The organism is Flammeovirga agarivorans (assembly GCF_012641475.1).
In the GTDB taxonomy this organism is placed as follows: Bacteria; Bacteroidota; Bacteroidia; order Cytophagales; family Flammeovirgaceae; genus Flammeovirga; species Flammeovirga agarivorans.
This window is the reverse complement of record NZ_JABAIL010000008.1, coordinates 201,200-217,852: the sequence shown is the minus strand read 5'-3', so window position 1 is coordinate 217,852 and position 16,653 is coordinate 201,200. Positions and strand designations below refer to the sequence as shown.

Below are 16,653 nucleotides of genomic sequence, written 5' to 3'. Positions count from 1 at the left end.
GTATTGAGACGCCTTAAAATTTCTCATTATTTTTTAATATCCAGCCAAAGAAAATGAAAAATAAAGTACTGATTATTACAAAAGATCCCAAAAGTAAAGGAGGGGTTGTTAACTATTATAACAACTTTTTCAACTCCTTTTCAGATGATGAAATTCAGCTAGAATGGTTTGTCATTGGTTCAAGAGCAAAAGATTACTACGAACGTCAAAATAGAGGTTTTAAATATTTCATTGAGCTTCTTAGAGATATCTTTGCCTTTATTTCAAAATTGATTGTAGACAAAGAGATCAAGATTGTCCAGGTTAGCCCTTCGTTTTTCACAGTACCAGTGATCAGAGACTTTATATTCCTTTTTATCGCCCAGCTTTTTGGTAAAAAGACCATTACATTCATTAGAGGATGGAATACAAAATATTCTCAGCAAAAGAGCTTCTGGAAAACAGTAATGTTTAGAACCTATAAAAAAGCTGATGAAACGATTGTACTGGCAGGAAAATTTAAAGATCAGTTAGTTAATTTCTTTGGTTTTGATCCCAACAAAGTAAGTATTTCAAGAACAATGTTTAATAAAGAAGATATCGTTCTTAAAGAGAAGTTTGAAGATGAAACACTTAAGATCGTTTTCTTAAGTAGAATCAGTAAAGAAAAAGGAATCTTCCAAATATTAGAAGCTATCAATCTACTTAAAGATCAAAAGCTTAATTATAAAATTAATGTATTTGGTCATTTTGCTAATACTGAGATAGAGAAAGAAATAAAAGAGCTAATTAGCAAACATGGCATTGAGCAGTATATTGAGTTTTGTGGTTTTGCAGATAAAGCTACTAAATTTAAAGCTTATGCTGAAAATGATATTTTTATCTTACCCACAGCACATGATGAAGGCTGTCCCAATAGTGTTATTGAAGCATTAGGAGCTGGTCTATATGTTATGGCTACCCCAGTTGGTGCAATAGATGAAATTGTAAAAAATAAGATAAATGGAGATATTATCTCTATTGATACACATAAAGATCTGATGGATTCTATCAAATACTGTGTAGAAAATAAAGCTACATTAAAACCATTAGCTCATAATAATATCGATTATGCAAATAATAATTTTGAGCAAAATGTGATTGTATCCCAGATCAAAGGTATCTACCGAAAACTATTAAAATAAAAAAGAAACCCCTTCCCATAGAATAAGCAAACTGTGAAGAGGATCTAACACTGTCTATACTTTATCTATTCCTATCTACATTTTAAGAATTTTTTTAAAAGACAAATCATGAAAGTAGTCAATCGTAATGTGAAAGTTCTGTTACGTTGGGTATCGTTTGTCTATGTATAAGTTCAATGGAAGCCCCCATTAAATACTCTGTAATTTTTTAATCTCTCTAATATGAAGAAGAAAATCTATATTATTAGTCAAACAGAAAATCACCTAACGCAAAGAGGTAAAAGACATACTGAACTGGCTGAAGTCTTGTCGAAGAAGCATGATGTTACTTATTATTCTTCTAACTTCTATCATGGTGAAAAAGAATTTCTTACTAGAGAACAAGAGAAAGAAGCCAATAAGGTTTTAGATTATAAATTAAACTTGGTTAGAACAATCCGATACAATAATAATATTAGTATCCATCGAGTGATTTCTAACCTTATTTTTGGTTTAAAGGTTTTCTTAAGTTTAGCCTTTAAAGAAAAGCCAAAAAATGCCATAATTATTGTTCCCTCTCGACCGGTAGAACTTTTATTCTTCATTAGTTTCTTCCACAAGAACAATACATTAGTGATGGATGTAAGAGACATCTGGCCTGATGCATTTGAACACCTATCGAATAAAGCGTTATTAAAAGCATTTACTTTTTACTGTAATTTATGGCTAAAACCATCTGTAAAGAAGTTTGATAAGTTCATAAAAACTATCCCTACATTCCAAGAGTGGATTGATAGATATGCTGCAGATAAAGAATCAAAGTTTATCCCTTTAGGTTTTAGTGAAACTCGCTTCGGTTCGACCTTCCAATATGAGCACTTATTGAAAGAACAAGAAAAAGATGCTCCTATTAGTATTGTCTACCTAGGTATGCTACAAAAAGTGATCGACGTAATGCCATTTGTTAAGGCAATCAACAATAACCCTAAGTACTCATTAGATTTATATGGAGATCCAGGTATTGGTGAAATGTATGGAAAAGTAAAAGCATACTTAGAGGAGACCAAGTCTACCAACATTAAAATAAAAGGAATGCTAGCTCAAGATGAAGTAGGTGGTGTTATTAGTAAATATGATATCGGACTTCAGCCTATGAGAGCAAGACACTCTTTACCTAATAAGACATTTGATTATATCGCCAATTTACTACCAATTATGTCAATCGGTAATCATGATACATCTAAGCTTGTGATTGAAGAAGGCATTGGTTGGGCTACAGTTTTTGACGAGAATAAAATCCAGGAAATTCTTGACACTATTGATCATGAGGTGATCAAAAAGAAACAGGAACAAATGAGAGTAATCAGAAACAAGTACAGTAGAAGTTTCTTCTTCGATGAAGTAGAAAACATTATCAGAGCATAAGCTCATATATATCAGTTATTATATTTAAGATTAAACCCAAGATCATGGTAAGTAATTTCATCGACAGAAATTTCATTAAACATAAAGAATATTGTGAGAATGAAGAATACAAAGGTTGGGACCCTTATGATGGGTTAAACTCTAAAGTATTCCAAGCACTACCTTTTAAAAAATATGATATTGCTCGTTTGGCATGGATACAAGGATTTAAAAGAAGTCCTATCAATTTAAGAAAGGTATTAATGGTTCCTAAAGAGTACAATGCAAAAGGAATTGCTTTATTCTTAAACGGTTATTGTAATTTGTACCATGCAGCAAAAAATGGAAATACAAGTTATGGTAGACCTGTTGAACTGCTTGATAATATCAGATCGTTGGGAGAGTTATTAATCTCCTTAAAAACGGAAGGTTATTCTGGAGCAGCATGGGGCTATAATTTTGATTGGCAAGCCAGAAGGTTATTCTTATTCAAGAAGAATACACCGACAGTTGTAGCTACCAGCTTCGCTGTAGATGCATTAATCAAGGCCTATGAAATCACAAAAGACAGAGAATTCTTGAACACGGCATTAAGTGCTGCTGACTTTGTTATGAATGATCTGAATAGAACAGAGAAAGAAAATGGTTTCCTATTCTCTTACTCTCCATTAAACGGAAACAATACAGTATACAACGCTTCGTTATTAGGTAGTAAAATATTAGCAATATGCTACCACTATACTAAAAATGAAAAGTATTATGAAGCAGCCAAAGCATCTGTACAAGCTTGTGTAGATCAACAAAGAGTAGATGGTTCATGGTTGTATGGTGAGTTAAAAGTTCAAAATTGGATCGATAGCTTCCATACAGGGTATAATCTAGATGCTTTATCATATTTCCAAAAATATACAGGTGATTATACTTATCAGGATAATATTAAAAGAGGGTTTGATTACTATATCAACAACTTCTTTTTAGCTGATGGTACTCCAAAGTATTATCATGACAAAGTTTATCCTATTGATATTCATTGCCCAGGCCAACTTCCAGTTACATTATCCAGCTTAAATAAATTCAATGAGCACAAAGAATTAACAGATAAGGTAATGCAGTGGACATTTGATAATATGCAGGATGAGAAAGGCTTCTTTTATTACCAAATGAAGAAGGGATTATCATCTAAGATTCCATATATGCGTTGGAGTCAAGCTTTTATGTTTTATGGAATTAGCCACTACATTAAAGAAAATTCAAAAAACGCCTAATTAGAAATTTATCCCTATTGAAGGTCTCTGGTTTAATTATATAATCAGAGACCTTTTTTTACTCCAATTATAATAGTCGAAATATGAAAGAATACTATTATATAATGAATAATGAAGCTCAAATAACTACGTATCAATACAATAACAAACAGTAATTTTTTTAACTCAGAATAGTGTTCGTATGTTTTTTTCATACCTTTTTGTAATAAGTTGCCTAGCCTTCTTAATACTTTTAGCAACAGTAGAGATCCGTAAAAGATATTTTAGAGTAGAAGCCATTGCTGCATTAGATAATTTTGCATCCAATACTTTATTTATTGCTCCTACTCCAGAAAGTATTTCAGAAAAAAGAGAACAAGTAAGTTCTTCTTCAAAATCCAATCCTGATGAATACAACAACTATGCATACATCAACGATGTAAAAACGTATGCTTTTGAATCAAGAGATCAGCTGTTGGAAATCATTGATAAGGAGAAAAAGATGTTAGTAGCAATCAATGCTCATAAAATCTTAAATGCCACAGATCAAACAAGAGATATTATCAATAATAATATTGGTTATGCCGATGGTGTTGGTGCTGTTATGGCACTAAAACAAAAAGGATTAAATAGTATCAAAATACCAGGTTGTGAAATTTGGCTAGATTTGATTGCTAAATATGAAACAAGTAAGACATTTTATTTTGTTGGCGGAAAAGATGAAGTCATCAATAAAGTTATTGAACAACTTAAAGAAGATTACCCTCAAATCAATATCGTAGGTTATCGAAACGGTTACCTTAAAGAAGGTGATGAAGAACGTTTATTAGCTGATATTGAAGAGAAAAAACCAGACGTAGTGTTTGTTGCTCAAGGTTCACCTCGTCAGGAGTTATTAATGATGAAAATGCAAGAGGTCCACAAAGCCATTTATCAAGGTTTAGGTGGTAGTTTCGATGTATATACTGGTACTGTTGAACGCGCTCCAGAAATGTGGGTGAATATGAAAATGGAATGGTTATACAGATGGATCAAAGAACCTCAACTAAGAACAAGAAGGAATTTGGAACTTTTTAAGTTCTTTGGATACCTCGCTTTATTCATTTTCTAAACCCAAAATAATTGTTGTATTACGAATAATATACTAATAGCCATTTTTTAAAAAAGTACAACAATTAAATGAATAAAGGCCTCGATAAATTGCCGTAAAACAATAAAGAAATTCAATACAAATAGCCCATTTTTAATAGAATAAATTATGCTTCGTATTAGCTTAGCATTACTTTCTTCTTTGGTTGTTGCCATCCTTGCCGTCCCTGAAGTAAGAAAAGTAGTCATAAAAAATAATGTATTTGATGTTCCAGGTGGGCGAAAAATACATACAGATCTTATCCCATCTATGGGTGGTGTAGGTATCTTCCTTGGATTTTTAATATCATCCTACCTTTGGACTTCAGGAGAACAAGTATTCGATTTAAAATACTTATTCGTAGGCATGTTCATGATCTTCTTTATGGGATTACGTGATGATATGATGCCATTAAACCCAAAGAATAAGCTATTCGTTCAAATTGTCGCAGCTACCTTAGTGGTTGTGATGGGCAATGTACAATTAACTTCATTGTACACTCTATTTCCAGGAATAGAATTTCCACAAGCCATCAGCTATGCATTAACCATTTTTGTTATTGTCGCATTAACTAATTCGTTCAATCTAATAGATGGAATTAACGGATTAGCAGGCGGAGTTGCTGCTTTTATTACAATGACTCTAGGTATTTGGTTTTATCTTATCGGTAACCTTGCTATTGCCACTTTGATGATTTCAATGTTTGGTGCTTGTATCGGGTTCTTGTATTATAACTGGGGAAAGGCAAGCATATTTATGGGTGATACTGGCTCTCTATTTTTAGGGTTCTTTATTGCCACATCATTGGTCATGTTCATCAATACAGATTATGCATTAGCAGCTTCCCATCCTTTTAAAATAGATAACCCTATTAGTGTGGCCATTTTATTATTTGGTTACCCTTTTATTGATACCTTGAGAATATTTACCATTCGTATTATGGGTGGAAGATCGCCATTCTCTCCAGATAAAAAACACATTCACCATGTGTTTGTAAGAACAGGTTTTACTCATTCAAAAACTAGTGCAATTGTAGTAACGGCTACTGCTATTGCATTATTCCTAACACTTGGTCTTGGTACTGTGTTGAATGATGGAATTATCTTGGGAATTATGATCGTTTCTTTTTATTTTATACCTATAGCTTTAAAAATTAGAGTAAAAAGATTTAAAATGAAAAGAGCTTTTAATGTGATTGAAATGGCCACCGTTTCTAATCGCTTCAATGGAAAGTTTACTGTTGAAAAAATTAGAGCCAACAGTTAATAAAGACCCAAATTAAAAAATGATAGCATGCTTACTATCATTTCATAAGAAAATATATACCCACGATTCTATACAAAAGAATCATACTTCATAATCTATTTGTCATGATCAAAACTGTAAACAGAGAAGATGTAGGAAAGATCCAGATGGTAGACCTACAGACTCAATACCAAAACATAAAAGAACAAGTTGATAACAACATCCAAGAAGTAATTAATACTGGTGCATTTATCAATGGTCCTTTTGTCAAAAGGTTTGCTATTGAATTAGCAATATATAACAATGTTCATCATGTAGTACCTTGTGCCAATGGGACTGATGCTTTACAATTAGCAATGATGGCACTAGGATTAAAACCTGGTGATGAAGTTTTGGTACCTGTACATACGTATGTAGCCACTGCAGAAGTGATTGCATTATTACAGTTAGAACCTGTTTTTGTAGATGTTGATCCAGAATTGTTTACCATTGATGTTACTCAACTAGAAGATAAGGTAACTCCAAAAACAAAAGCAATTGTTCCTGTACACTTATATGGACAATGTGCAGATATGGAAAGTATCATGAAATTCGCAAAGAAACATGATATCTACGTTATAGAAGATACTGCACAAGCTATAGGTGCAGATTATACATTCTCTGACGGAACTGAAGTAAAAGCAGGGACCATAGGGCATATTGGCTGTACCTCATTCTTCCCTTCAAAGAACTTAGGTTGCTTTGGAGATGGTGGAGCAATGCTGATTAATGATGATGAATTAGCCAAGAAAGCTCAGATGATTGCAAGTCATGGTCAATCGGTTAAATACCATCATGATGTAGTGGGTTGCAATTCAAGGCTGGACACTATCCAAGCTGGTGTATTGTTAGCAAAACTGCCACATTTGGATACTTACAACGCCAATAGAGCCTATGTAGCAAAAATTTACAATAGAGCTTTTGCAGAAGTTCCACAAATTAAAACTCCTAAAAGAGCAGATTATTCTACCCATGTATTCCATCAATATACTTTAATAGTAGATGGTGTAGATAGAGATGCCTTGAAAGACAAACTTCAAGAAAAAGGTGTTCCTTCTATGATTTATTACCCTGTTCCTCTACACTTCCAAAAGGCATATGTAAAGGAGGAGTTTGGTGAAGGAAGTTTTCCTGTTACTGAAAGTTTATCAAAATCTGTGTTGTCTTTACCTATTCATACAGAAATGAAAGAAGAGCAACAACAATACATTATTCAAAGCGTTTTATCATCAATTGAGGAATTATCATGAGTGAAACAAAATATTTTGCACACGAAACAGCTGTAATAGATGATGGCTGTGAAATTGCGGAAGGTACAAGTATCTGGCATTTTAGCCACATTATGCCGAACTGTAAAATAGGAGAAAAATGTAACATCGGTCAAAACGTTGTGATCTCTCCTGAAGTAGTTTTAGGGAATAATGTTAAAGTTCAGAATAACGTTTCTATATACACAGGTGTTACTTGTGATGATGATGTTTTCCTTGGTCCATCTATGGTGTTTACAAATGTCATTAACCCAAGAAGCGCAGTGAACAGAAGGGGTCAATATGCGAAGACTCATGTGGGAAAAGGTGCTTCTATTGGTGCTAATTCTACAATTGTATGTGGACATGATATTGGAGAATATGCCTTTATCGGTGCCGGTGCAGTCGTAACTAAAAATGTTCCTGCTTATGCTTTATTAGTAGGAAATCCTGCCAAACAAATAGGTTGGATGTCTGAGTATGGACATCGTTTAGAATTTGATAAAAACGGAATTGGAATCTGTCCCGAATCAGGAGATAAATATCAATTCGATGATAATAAAGTAAAAAAAATTAACGATTCAGAGTAAGAGAAATCTTACACTTAAAGATAAAAACTATCGCATTATTTATTTAGGGCAAAATGTGTAGGGGCTAGAGTAATTCTAGTCCCTTTTTTATTTTACTAAAGACCGTAGAATACAGATACTTCTCCCCAACCAAATAAATTTTTGTTCTTAAAATTATCATTCTCTACTACTCTATAATACCTAAACATCCATCGTTTTAAATTGAAATTAATACCATATACCCAATTAAGAATTAAGGGATCGATCTGTTCAACTTTTAAAACATATGGGCTTGGTTGAAACTGAATTAGGCTCCCTTGTGCTGTTCCATCGTAAAACAATGCGCCTACTTGAAACTCAGTAAAAAAATAGATTTGTTTCACTTGGTTCAAGCTATATAACATATCAGAAAATGTATCGCCAATCGACCTTTTCTCATTCATTAAGATTCTTGCTTTACTTCTGTTTTTCGAATCATTAATCACTGGAGGTCTTTTCTGACGAACACCATATTTACTGTAATAAGTATCATTGTATTTACCTATCTTGAACTGTAAACCTGATAGAACATAATTATATATCGTTCCAATATGAGCTTTACCAAATACATTTGTTTCATAGAGTTTACCAACAAACGGTAACATCTTATGAACTGTAATATCCATATCTAAAACTAAACCATTGCCAATTTGATTATCCCAGCCATTAAAGTCTTTGTTTTCTAGAAATAAGCTATGCATGAAATTTTGAGTCTGTCCCGCAAAAGCCGCAGGACCTTGTATCCCAAAATATAAATTAGTTTCGATTCTTAGTGTTCTCCAATAATCAGATGTCACTTTCTTATACGTTGCATATAATAGACCCGCATAAGGTCTATCTGTTGAGTCTACTTCAGACAATTCTGCATTTTCAGGAGTATGCATATCTTGCCCAATCGTTAAACTGAATTCCTTTTGTGTTGATTGTTTTAGGCCAAATAGAATTTTATCCATCACCTTATTATTAAAATGATGACTAGCCCATGTAATATGAATACCATTGGTGAAATTACGATCGGATTGTAGCCAATACTGATAAAAATCGTTTTGAGATGAGATACTTATCGACTCACTTTGCTCTTTAGATAATGAATCCGTTTGAGCTTTAATACAATGAACACTTAAGGATAGTAGAAAAAGAATAGAGAATAGTTTCATTTCTAAATGATTGAAGAAGTATCAATTATTGATTTTTGAATATACTGATAATAGTTTTAATTAATAAAAAAAAAGCGTTGTCCCTTTTCGAAACAACGCTTTCTCAATATTCATAAAGTAAGTGATTAGATCACTCCTAATTCTTTACCTACTTCTGTAAATGCTTTAACGGCCCTCTCTAGATGTTCCCTAGTGTGAGCTGCAGACAATTGAACTCTAATTCTAGCTTGCTCTTTTGGAACAACTGGGAAGAAGAATCCGATCACATAGATTCCTTTTTCTAATAATTTTTCAGCGAACCTTTGTGATAACTCTGCATTATATAACATCACAGCACAAATTGCAGATTCTGTAGGTTTGATATCGAAACCTGCTGCTAACATTTGCTCCTTAAAATAAGCAGTATTTTCATGAAGTTGAGTAGAAAGCTCGTTGGTACTGTCCATCATATCAAACATTTCAATACCCGCTGCAGCAATTGAAGGAGGAATTGAATTAGAGAATAAATATGGACGAGAACGTTGACGAAGCATTTCAATTACTTCTTTTTTACCTGTAGTGAAACCACCGATTGCTCCACCGAAAGCTTTACCTAATGTACCTGTGATGATATCTACTTTTCCACGGATGTCGAAATGTTCAGTAACACCTCTACCCGACTTACCTACAACACCTGCTGAATGGCATTCATCTACCATCACCAATGCATCATATTTGTCTGCTAACTCCACAATTTTATCCATTGGAGCTACATGACCATCCATTGAAAAGACACCATCTGTTACAATAATTCTGAAACGTTGATCCTGAGCAGCAATTAATTGCTTTTCTAAATCCTCCATATCAGCAGTAGCGTAACGGAAACGTTTCGCCTTACATAAACGCACACCATCGATAATAGACGCATGGTTTAATGTATCCGAAATAATTGCATCTTCTGCTGTTAATAATGGTTCAAAAACACCACCGTTAGCATCAAAACAAGCTGCATATAAAATTGTATCTTCAGCACCGAAGAAATCTGCAATTTTTTGTTCTAGTTTCTTATGAAGATCTGTCGCTCCACAGATAAAGCGTACTGAAGACATACCAAAACCATGAGAATCCATTGCATCTTTTGCTGCTTGAATTAATCGTGGATGGTTGGAAAGACCTAAATAATTATTTGCACAAAAGTTTAATACAGATTGTCCAGAATCAAGAGTAATTTCTGCATCTTGTGGACTTACAATAATTCTTTCGCTTTTATACAGGCCATCTGCCTCAATTTGTTTTAAGTCTTCTTTTAGACTTTCATATATTTTTTTGCTCACAATAATGTCTATTTAAAAAGGTTGCCGTAAGTAGTTGCAGTACCATTTATCACTACTCACAAATTATTTAAGAATTAGTCCCAATTAAGGATTACTTTTCCACAATTTCCAGATTCCATAATATCGAAACCTTTTTGGAAATCATCAATTCCAAAACGGTGTGTAATAATTGGAGCGATATCTAAACCAGAAAGTAACATCTGTTCCATTTGGTACCAAGTCTCATACATCTCTCTACCATAGATACCTTTTAAGGTTAGCCCTCTAAATATAATCTTATTCCAATCCACTTGAGCAGAATTAGGCAAAATACCCAATAATGAAACTTTACCTGAATTGTACATATGACTGATCATTTGGTTGAAAGCAATTGGAGAACCAGAGCACTCCAATCCAATATCAAAACCTGTCATTTTTAATTCAGCCATGACATCCTCTAATTTTTCAAATTTAGGGTTAACTACTCTTGTAGCACCCATTTGTTTCGCTAATTCGGCTCTATACTCGTTCATTTCTGTAGCAACGATATTTCTAGCTCCAGCAAATTTAGCTACTTGAATCGCCATACTACCAATTAATCCAGAACCTGTAATTAAAACATCTTCTGCTATTAGAGGAAAAGACAAGGCAGTATGTGTCGCATTACCAAGAGGGTCCATAATTGAGACTACCTCATCTGGAATTGCAGCATTAATCTTCATTACATTAGAAGCAGGTACCTTTACGTATTCCGCAAAAGAACCATTAGTATTCACACCAATACCTATTGTTTTTTCACAGATATGCTGGCGTCCTCTTCTACAGTTACGGCATCTACCACAAGCAATATGGCCTTCACCTGTAACTCTATCACCTTCTTTAAAGTCTTTCACCTCGCTACCAAAAGCAGCAACATGACCAACATATTCGTGTCCAATAGTTTGGCCTATACGAATGGTATTTTGTGCCCACTCGTCCCATAAGTAAATGTGTAAATCGGTACCACAAATAGATGATTTAGATACTTTGATCAAAACATCATTTGGACCTACCTCTGGAATGGCAACGTCCTCCATCCACAAGCCTTTTTCGGCTTTAGATTTAACTAATGCTTTCATGGTTATGTGTAGTATGTGTTATCGTAATTGTATGAATGTTATCCTTTTAAATCGGTTGCAAAATAACCAATTCCAATTGCTTACAAACATAATTGACTTATTTCAAATATCCACCTAAACGAATATTAATAATTTAGAATTATATATTGAATTCTTCATATTTCAAAACACCAATCAGTAGATTAAATCACCAATCACATAATTAGCAATATTTTATTTCGAGTTTAAGTTTTCTTTTAAAACCAAAAAGTACAATATTAAGTATTTAATAAAATGCTTGATTTTTTATCCATGTAACCATCTGTTACCCTACATCTACTTGCTTTTTTGCTACATCTTGACCATCTTGATAAAACCAAATAACTTTTTTCATTAATATACTTATTTATTCCCCGATGGAAAAGATTCAACAGAATACGAAAACAGAATTACTAACTACTGATTTTTGGTCCGTTTATAGACTTGATTCATGGTATTTTATTCAATGGAAAGATGCAGGAAGTGAAATGAATGATGAAGAATTCATGGATCATATTTCTTCCTTTGCAAAGCTTGTTGAAACCGATGGTGTCAACAATCGAATTAGTGGTTTTGTGGTAGATACTAGAGCATACCATTATGTTATGAACTTAGATGTTCAGAAGTGGCATGATGATGTAATTGTTCCAAAATATATTGCCAGTGGAATTACTAAGATTGCATTCTGTCTTAGTGGCGACCTTATTCGAGACTTATCCATTGAACAAACTTTTGATGAAGACAAGGCGCAATCTGGTGAAATTCAAATTCAGTATTTCCAAGATTTAAGAAAAGCTACTGCATGGGTAGAAGGTTGGAAGTAATTTCCTTCGACATTCAAACAACTACTAAATAAAAAATGAAATCAAGCTTCTCTTTGTATGAGACCATCATTACAAAAAAGAGAAGCTTGATTATTTATTCACTAATTGATCTTATAAATAGACCTCATTTTTACCAAAAACAGGTTGGCGTTTGAACCACTTTCCTCTTGTAAAATCTGGGAAGTGTTGCACTGCTCCGCCTTCTTCGATTGACCTTTCTGACAAAGGAGTAATAGCTGACCAAGCAGCCGCATCGTATGCATCCATAGGAGGTGCGACATTATGCTTTATCGACATCACAAACTCATGCATAATAAAGTAATCCATTCCTCCATGGCCTGCTCCTGTTGCTATTTCACCATATTTAGCCCATAATGGATGATCATATTTATCTAACCATTCTTTAGCATCGTCCCACTTATGATCTTCGGTCTTACCAGCAATATGCATTAAATTACCACCTGGAGCTGTATAACCATCTTCATGTTGCCAAAGTCCGTTAGTACCTTGGAAACGGAAACCTAATGAGTAAGGTCTTGGTAAATTAGTATCGTGAGTGACAATGATAGTTTCACCGTTTGCAGTGGAGATTGTCGATGTGACAATATCACCTAATTTCCAATCTAGGTTAGCATTGGGATGATCTTTACCGCCATGCTTAATTACGTAATCATTTAAACCTCTTGCCTTAGTAGCAAAAGATGAAATTGTGTTGAATTTATTTCCGCGGTTGATGTCCATATACATAGCTACTGGTCCAATACCGTGCGTTGGATATAAATCTCCATTTTTATGTAATGAGTGATGTGTTCTCCATCTTGCTTCAGAAGCTCCTTTCTCTCCAAATTCAACTCCACCACCATAAATATCAACACCATTATTGAACTTTACATGTCTTAAATCGTGTTGGTAGCCACATCTAGCATGAATTGATTCACCAAATAACCCCTCACGAACCATTTGCAATACTGCCATTACATCTCTACGGTAACATACATTTTCCAGAATCATTAAATGTGATCCTGTTTCTTCATGTACATTAACTAAATCCCAACATTCCTGTAAAGTCATTGCTGCAGAAACTTCTACTCCAGTAAATTTACCAGCCTTCATAGAATCTACAGACATCGGTGTATGCCATACCCAAGGCGTCGAAATGATTACGCCTTGAACATCCTTAAGTTCTAATAAGTTTCTATAGTCGTATTCGTTCTTACCGAAAACTTGTGGTTTTTTCTTTCCGTGTTTCTCACAGTATTTTAAAGCATTGTCTATTGCTTTATTATCAATATCGCAGATAGCAACTACTTCAGTATCATCTCTCAGTAATGCATTGTTTAAATGCCAAATACCTCTTGCACCTACACCTATGAAAGCAATTTTTACTTTCTCTCCATTTTTATTTTTTCCAAATGCCATTGATGGGGCTATCATTGTACCTAACCCTGCTACTGCTGCTGTTTTTATAAAATCTCTGCGATTGCTCATGTCTATGTTAATTTATTGTTTATCTAAGAGTCTGTAGTAATTGATAATTCAAATATATAATTTTTATTATTTATTGTTTATTAATAAAGAATATGAATTTCTTAATATTTTTAAACCCATGAAACTTTATACTTTTAGTTACTGAATATCTGATATTTGAATCCTCAAAAAATGAATATTAATTCTCTTTCTTTTCAGTTTACGAAACAATTTCATCGAAAAAAGATAATGCATCTTCACTATTTAAAGGGTTAATGCTTTTTAGAATCCCTTTTAGAATTGCTTTTCCCTCTTCTCGAATGTCTTTGTTTATTTGTGATGCTTCATCCCCTTCTGGAGTTGGTAAGATTCCTTCACCACAAGCTTCTATAACACCAATTCCCTCGTATTTATACTTTAATAACTTTGAAGGTGTATTGAATGCTGCGTTTCTTAATACTAAATAAGCCTCATATTGCCCCTCATGGATTCTCAATACCGTATTACAAGTATTTTCAGTAGTTTCTTTTCGCCATAATTCAAGTACTCTTGATAGAGAAACTTCTAACTGAAATCTTGATTTTGTACAAATCTTAATTACCGTCATTGGGTATTTGCAAAGAGTGTAACAAACATCTCCTAGTTGTTTCTCAATAATAGGCTTTGTATCAAAAATTGGTAACCTCAATGATTTAAACACCTGATAATGTAAATGGGATAATATTGAAGCTCCAGCACCTTCCCTATCACTATTTGAACACACCGTATAATTGGGCATTCTATCAAGAAATGTCAATTGCTTTTGGAAACTATTCAGACTCACTTCCATTGGTCTATGTGCTTCTGAAATCAATACAAAGTGATGATGATATAGAGGAAAAGGAGTTAGCTGCAAGAAAAAAGGTTCTCCTTCTAACTCAATTGGCAAATGTTTTAAATTTTCTTTTCCTTCACTACCTACATTCTCAATACAGATGGGACAAAGAGCTCCCTTAGGCAATGGCGGTTTCGATTTACCTGCCATGCTTTTGCTGTATTTCGAGCGAACATGATTGAGTTGGATACGATAATCAATTTCATCCTCTACATCAAAAAAATGTAATCTATCATTTCCTTCTAAAGCTTCTACAGTAATGTATTGACTTTCAAAAGCTTCTTCATAAAGCTGGTTTAGCTTTACATCAAGTTCTTGATCGACCTGATTGATTTTGGTTTTGACCGTTTCCATTTTATTTCAGCCCAATTAGTTTTTAGAGAATAGTTGGCAATAATCAACTTACTGCCAACTACTTAATATTATTGATTGATTAGTGTTGCATTTTCTACGACTGCTTTCATATCTTCAAACTGTCGCTCCATACTTTCCACAAGTTTGAACTGAGCTCTTGCTCGTTGAAGATTATGATGTTCGTGATGAGTTTTAAAATAATTATCACCGTCTAGGTAATCGGTAATAAATCTCAGGCCAATAATGAACGTCATTATACGAGCAGATAGTGGCAAATATTCTATTTCGATTGGAGTTAGTATATCAGCTGTTTTAGACAAGAAACCTTCAGTGTATGCTTTAAATAATAGGATATCCATCTCAACCTTATTCAGATCTATATCATCTTCTGCCCCAGTATTGGTAGATGTTCTTATAGCATCTCCAAAATCATAATGAACAAAGCCTGGCATTACTGTATCTAAGTCAATAACACATAGTGCTTCATCATTTTCATCTAACAATACATTATTAATCTTCGTATCATTATGGGTGACCCTTATCGGTAACTTCCCTTCTTTTCCAAGACGTACCAAAGTCTGCATTAATTCTGCTCTATCTTCCACAAAATCAATTTCCTTTTGAGACAATTTTACTCTACCCGAAACATCGGCTTTGACAGTCTCTCTAAAATTAGCAAGCCTTGTCTCCATATTATGGAAATCTGGGATGATTTCATATAATTTACTCCCATCAAAATCAGACAATAAAGCTTGGAATTCTCCAATTCCAACTCCCGCTTGAAAAGCTTGTGCAGTAGTTTCTACTTGGTCATAAGATTTAGCTGGAGTGATGGTTTCCATTGCTCTCCAATAGTTTCCTTCTTCATCTTGATAGTATAACAAACCTGATGTTGCAGGAAGGAAAGTTAACGTGTTTTTTTTTGGATCTTTATGAGGTAGTTCTTGAAATTTATTTCTTAAGTGTTGCGTAACTCCATCTATATTCCTCATCAACTCAGGAACATTTGGGAAGATTTGATGATTTACTCTTTGAAGTATGTAAGTTGTTTTTTCATCTTCTAAAGTCACTAGGTAGGTATCGTTAATGTGCCCAGAACCGTAAGATATAGCACTTTTTACCTTTACATCAGGTCTAAACTGATGAAAGATTCTTGATAGATTATTCATATAACGAGTGTTTAAGAGGTAATAATCCTTTGTCTTTGTGATTAATTTGTATTGAAAATGGTTCAAAAAAGGTGGGTTTTAAGTTTCACCTTCTTAGTAGTTGACATGTGTTATTACTAAATATTTTTCTATGACACTAAATAACTAATTTTTATTATTTATTCATATTAAACAATTGTTAACCGATCCCAATATTGTCAACATCAAATGTTTGATTTGATTAAAATGAAGAGAAATACTATAAATGTATAAGCAATTTGTAGTAAAATGAATAAATATTATTTGTTAGTTATGTAAAGAAAAATAAAAAAGGGTTACAAAT

14 protein-coding genes are annotated in these 16,653 nt (G+C 33.6%); 8 read left to right on the top strand and 6 right to left on the bottom strand.

Annotated features, from left to right (window positions below; translation table 11 throughout):
- The first annotated feature begins 53 nt into the window (after nucleotides 1-53).
- The 7 genes from HGP29_RS22210 to HGP29_RS22180 all read left to right on the top strand — a co-directional run bounded on the left by HGP29_RS22210 (nucleotide 54) and on the right by HGP29_RS22180 (nucleotide 8,040).
- Complete coding sequence (locus HGP29_RS22210) at nucleotides 54-1,163, top strand: glycosyltransferase family 4 protein (RefSeq protein ID WP_168884637.1); 1,110 nt, start codon at nucleotides 54-56, stop codon at nucleotides 1,161-1,163.
- Between the two features lie 222 nt (nucleotides 1,164-1,385).
- Entirely contained in the window at nucleotides 1,386-2,567 is a 1,182-nt protein-coding gene (locus HGP29_RS22205; protein ID WP_168884636.1) for a glycosyltransferase family 4 protein, read from the top strand.
- A 44-nt stretch (nucleotides 2,568-2,611) separates the two neighbouring features.
- Nucleotides 2,612-3,811 (top strand): glycoside hydrolase family protein, encoded by a 1,200-nt coding sequence (locus HGP29_RS22200; RefSeq protein WP_168884635.1) that lies wholly within the window; start codon nucleotides 2,612-2,614, stop codon nucleotides 3,809-3,811.
- Between the two features lie 181 nt (nucleotides 3,812-3,992).
- A complete protein-coding gene (locus tag HGP29_RS22195; RefSeq protein ID WP_211093383.1) occupies nucleotides 3,993-4,901 on the top strand; it encodes a WecB/TagA/CpsF family glycosyltransferase in 909 nt (302 codons plus the stop codon).
- A gap of 147 nt (nucleotides 4,902-5,048) precedes the next feature.
- Entirely contained in the window at nucleotides 5,049-6,185 is a 1,137-nt protein-coding gene (locus HGP29_RS22190) for a glycosyltransferase family 4 protein (protein ID WP_168884634.1), read from the top strand.
- Between the two features lie 104 nt (nucleotides 6,186-6,289).
- The gene (locus tag HGP29_RS22185; RefSeq protein WP_235958333.1) at nucleotides 6,290-7,453 is read left to right on the top strand and encodes a DegT/DnrJ/EryC1/StrS family aminotransferase; all 1,164 of its coding nucleotides are present in this window, start codon (nucleotides 6,290-6,292) and stop codon (nucleotides 7,451-7,453) included.
- Nucleotides 7,450-8,040, top strand: coding sequence for an acyltransferase (locus tag HGP29_RS22180; protein WP_168884633.1), 591 nt, complete (start codon nucleotides 7,450-7,452; stop codon nucleotides 8,038-8,040). Before HGP29_RS22185 ends, HGP29_RS22180 begins: the two co-directional genes overlap by 4 nt.
- Nucleotides 8,041-8,135: 95 nt before the next feature.
- Here the strand turns inward: HGP29_RS22180 and HGP29_RS22175 are convergent, their stop codons facing one another.
- From HGP29_RS22175 to tdh, 3 genes are all read right to left on the bottom strand, one after another.
- Nucleotides 8,136-9,215, bottom strand: a complete 1,080-nt coding sequence (locus HGP29_RS22175; protein WP_168884632.1) for a lipid A deacylase LpxR family protein — start codon at nucleotides 9,213-9,215, stop codon at nucleotides 8,136-8,138.
- Nucleotides 9,216-9,340: 125 nt separating this feature from the next.
- A complete protein-coding gene (gene kbl, locus HGP29_RS22170) occupies nucleotides 9,341-10,528 on the bottom strand; it encodes a glycine C-acetyltransferase (RefSeq protein WP_168884631.1) in 1,188 nt (395 codons plus the stop codon).
- Between the two features lie 74 nt (nucleotides 10,529-10,602).
- A complete protein-coding gene (gene tdh / locus HGP29_RS22165; RefSeq protein ID WP_168884630.1) occupies nucleotides 10,603-11,625 on the bottom strand; it encodes an L-threonine 3-dehydrogenase in 1,023 nt (340 codons plus the stop codon).
- Between the two features lie 395 nt (nucleotides 11,626-12,020).
- Between tdh and HGP29_RS22160 the strand changes: the two genes are divergently transcribed.
- The gene (locus HGP29_RS22160; protein WP_168884629.1) at nucleotides 12,021-12,467 is read left to right on the top strand and encodes a hypothetical protein; all 447 of its coding nucleotides are present in this window, start codon (nucleotides 12,021-12,023) and stop codon (nucleotides 12,465-12,467) included.
- A 111-nt stretch (nucleotides 12,468-12,578) separates the two neighbouring features.
- On the opposite strand, the gene HGP29_RS22155 is transcribed toward HGP29_RS22160, so the two are convergent.
- From HGP29_RS22155 to HGP29_RS22145, 3 genes are all read right to left on the bottom strand, one after another.
- Nucleotides 12,579-13,955, bottom strand: coding sequence for a Gfo/Idh/MocA family protein (locus tag HGP29_RS22155; protein WP_168884628.1), 1,377 nt, complete (start codon nucleotides 13,953-13,955; stop codon nucleotides 12,579-12,581).
- A gap of 199 nt (nucleotides 13,956-14,154) precedes the next feature.
- On the bottom strand, nucleotides 14,155-15,162 hold the full coding sequence (locus tag HGP29_RS22150; RefSeq protein WP_168884627.1) for a DUF4922 domain-containing protein: 1,008 nt from the start codon (nucleotides 15,160-15,162) through the stop codon (nucleotides 14,155-14,157).
- A 68-nt stretch (nucleotides 15,163-15,230) separates the two neighbouring features.
- Nucleotides 15,231-16,331, bottom strand: coding sequence for a phosphotransferase enzyme family protein (locus tag HGP29_RS22145; RefSeq protein ID WP_168884626.1), 1,101 nt, complete (start codon nucleotides 16,329-16,331; stop codon nucleotides 15,231-15,233).
- Nucleotides 16,332-16,653: the final 322 nt, after the last annotated feature.

Bases quoted from the DNA above. Each gene is read 5' to 3' on its own strand.
- HGP29_RS22210 (WP_168884637.1), top strand. From the start codon at position 54: ATGAAAAATAAAGTACTGATTATTACAAAAGATCCCAAAAGTAAAGGA.
- HGP29_RS22205 (WP_168884636.1), top strand. From the start codon at position 1,386: ATGAAGAAGAAAATCTATATTATTAGTCAAACAGAAAATCACCTAACG.
- HGP29_RS22200 (WP_168884635.1), top strand. From the start codon at position 2,612: ATGGTAAGTAATTTCATCGACAGAAATTTCATTAAACATAAAGAATAT.
- HGP29_RS22195 (WP_211093383.1), top strand. From the start codon at position 3,993: ATGTTTTTTTCATACCTTTTTGTAATAAGTTGCCTAGCCTTCTTAATA.
- HGP29_RS22190 (WP_168884634.1), top strand. From the start codon at position 5,049: ATGCTTCGTATTAGCTTAGCATTACTTTCTTCTTTGGTTGTTGCCATC.
- HGP29_RS22185 (WP_235958333.1), top strand. From the start codon at position 6,290: ATGATCAAAACTGTAAACAGAGAAGATGTAGGAAAGATCCAGATGGTA.
- HGP29_RS22180 (WP_168884633.1), top strand. From the start codon at position 7,450: ATGAGTGAAACAAAATATTTTGCACACGAAACAGCTGTAATAGATGAT.
- HGP29_RS22175 (WP_168884632.1), bottom strand. From the start codon at position 9,215: ATGAAACTATTCTCTATTCTTTTTCTACTATCCTTAAGTGTTCATTGT.
- tdh (WP_168884630.1), bottom strand. From the start codon at position 11,625: ATGAAAGCATTAGTTAAATCTAAAGCCGAAAAAGGCTTGTGGATGGAG.
- HGP29_RS22160 (WP_168884629.1), top strand. From the start codon at position 12,021: ATGGAAAAGATTCAACAGAATACGAAAACAGAATTACTAACTACTGAT.
- HGP29_RS22155 (WP_168884628.1), bottom strand. From the start codon at position 13,955: ATGAGCAATCGCAGAGATTTTATAAAAACAGCAGCAGTAGCAGGGTTA.
- HGP29_RS22150 (WP_168884627.1), bottom strand. From the start codon at position 15,162: ATGGAAACGGTCAAAACCAAAATCAATCAGGTCGATCAAGAACTTGAT.
- HGP29_RS22145 (WP_168884626.1), bottom strand. From the start codon at position 16,331: ATGAATAATCTATCAAGAATCTTTCATCAGTTTAGACCTGATGTAAAG.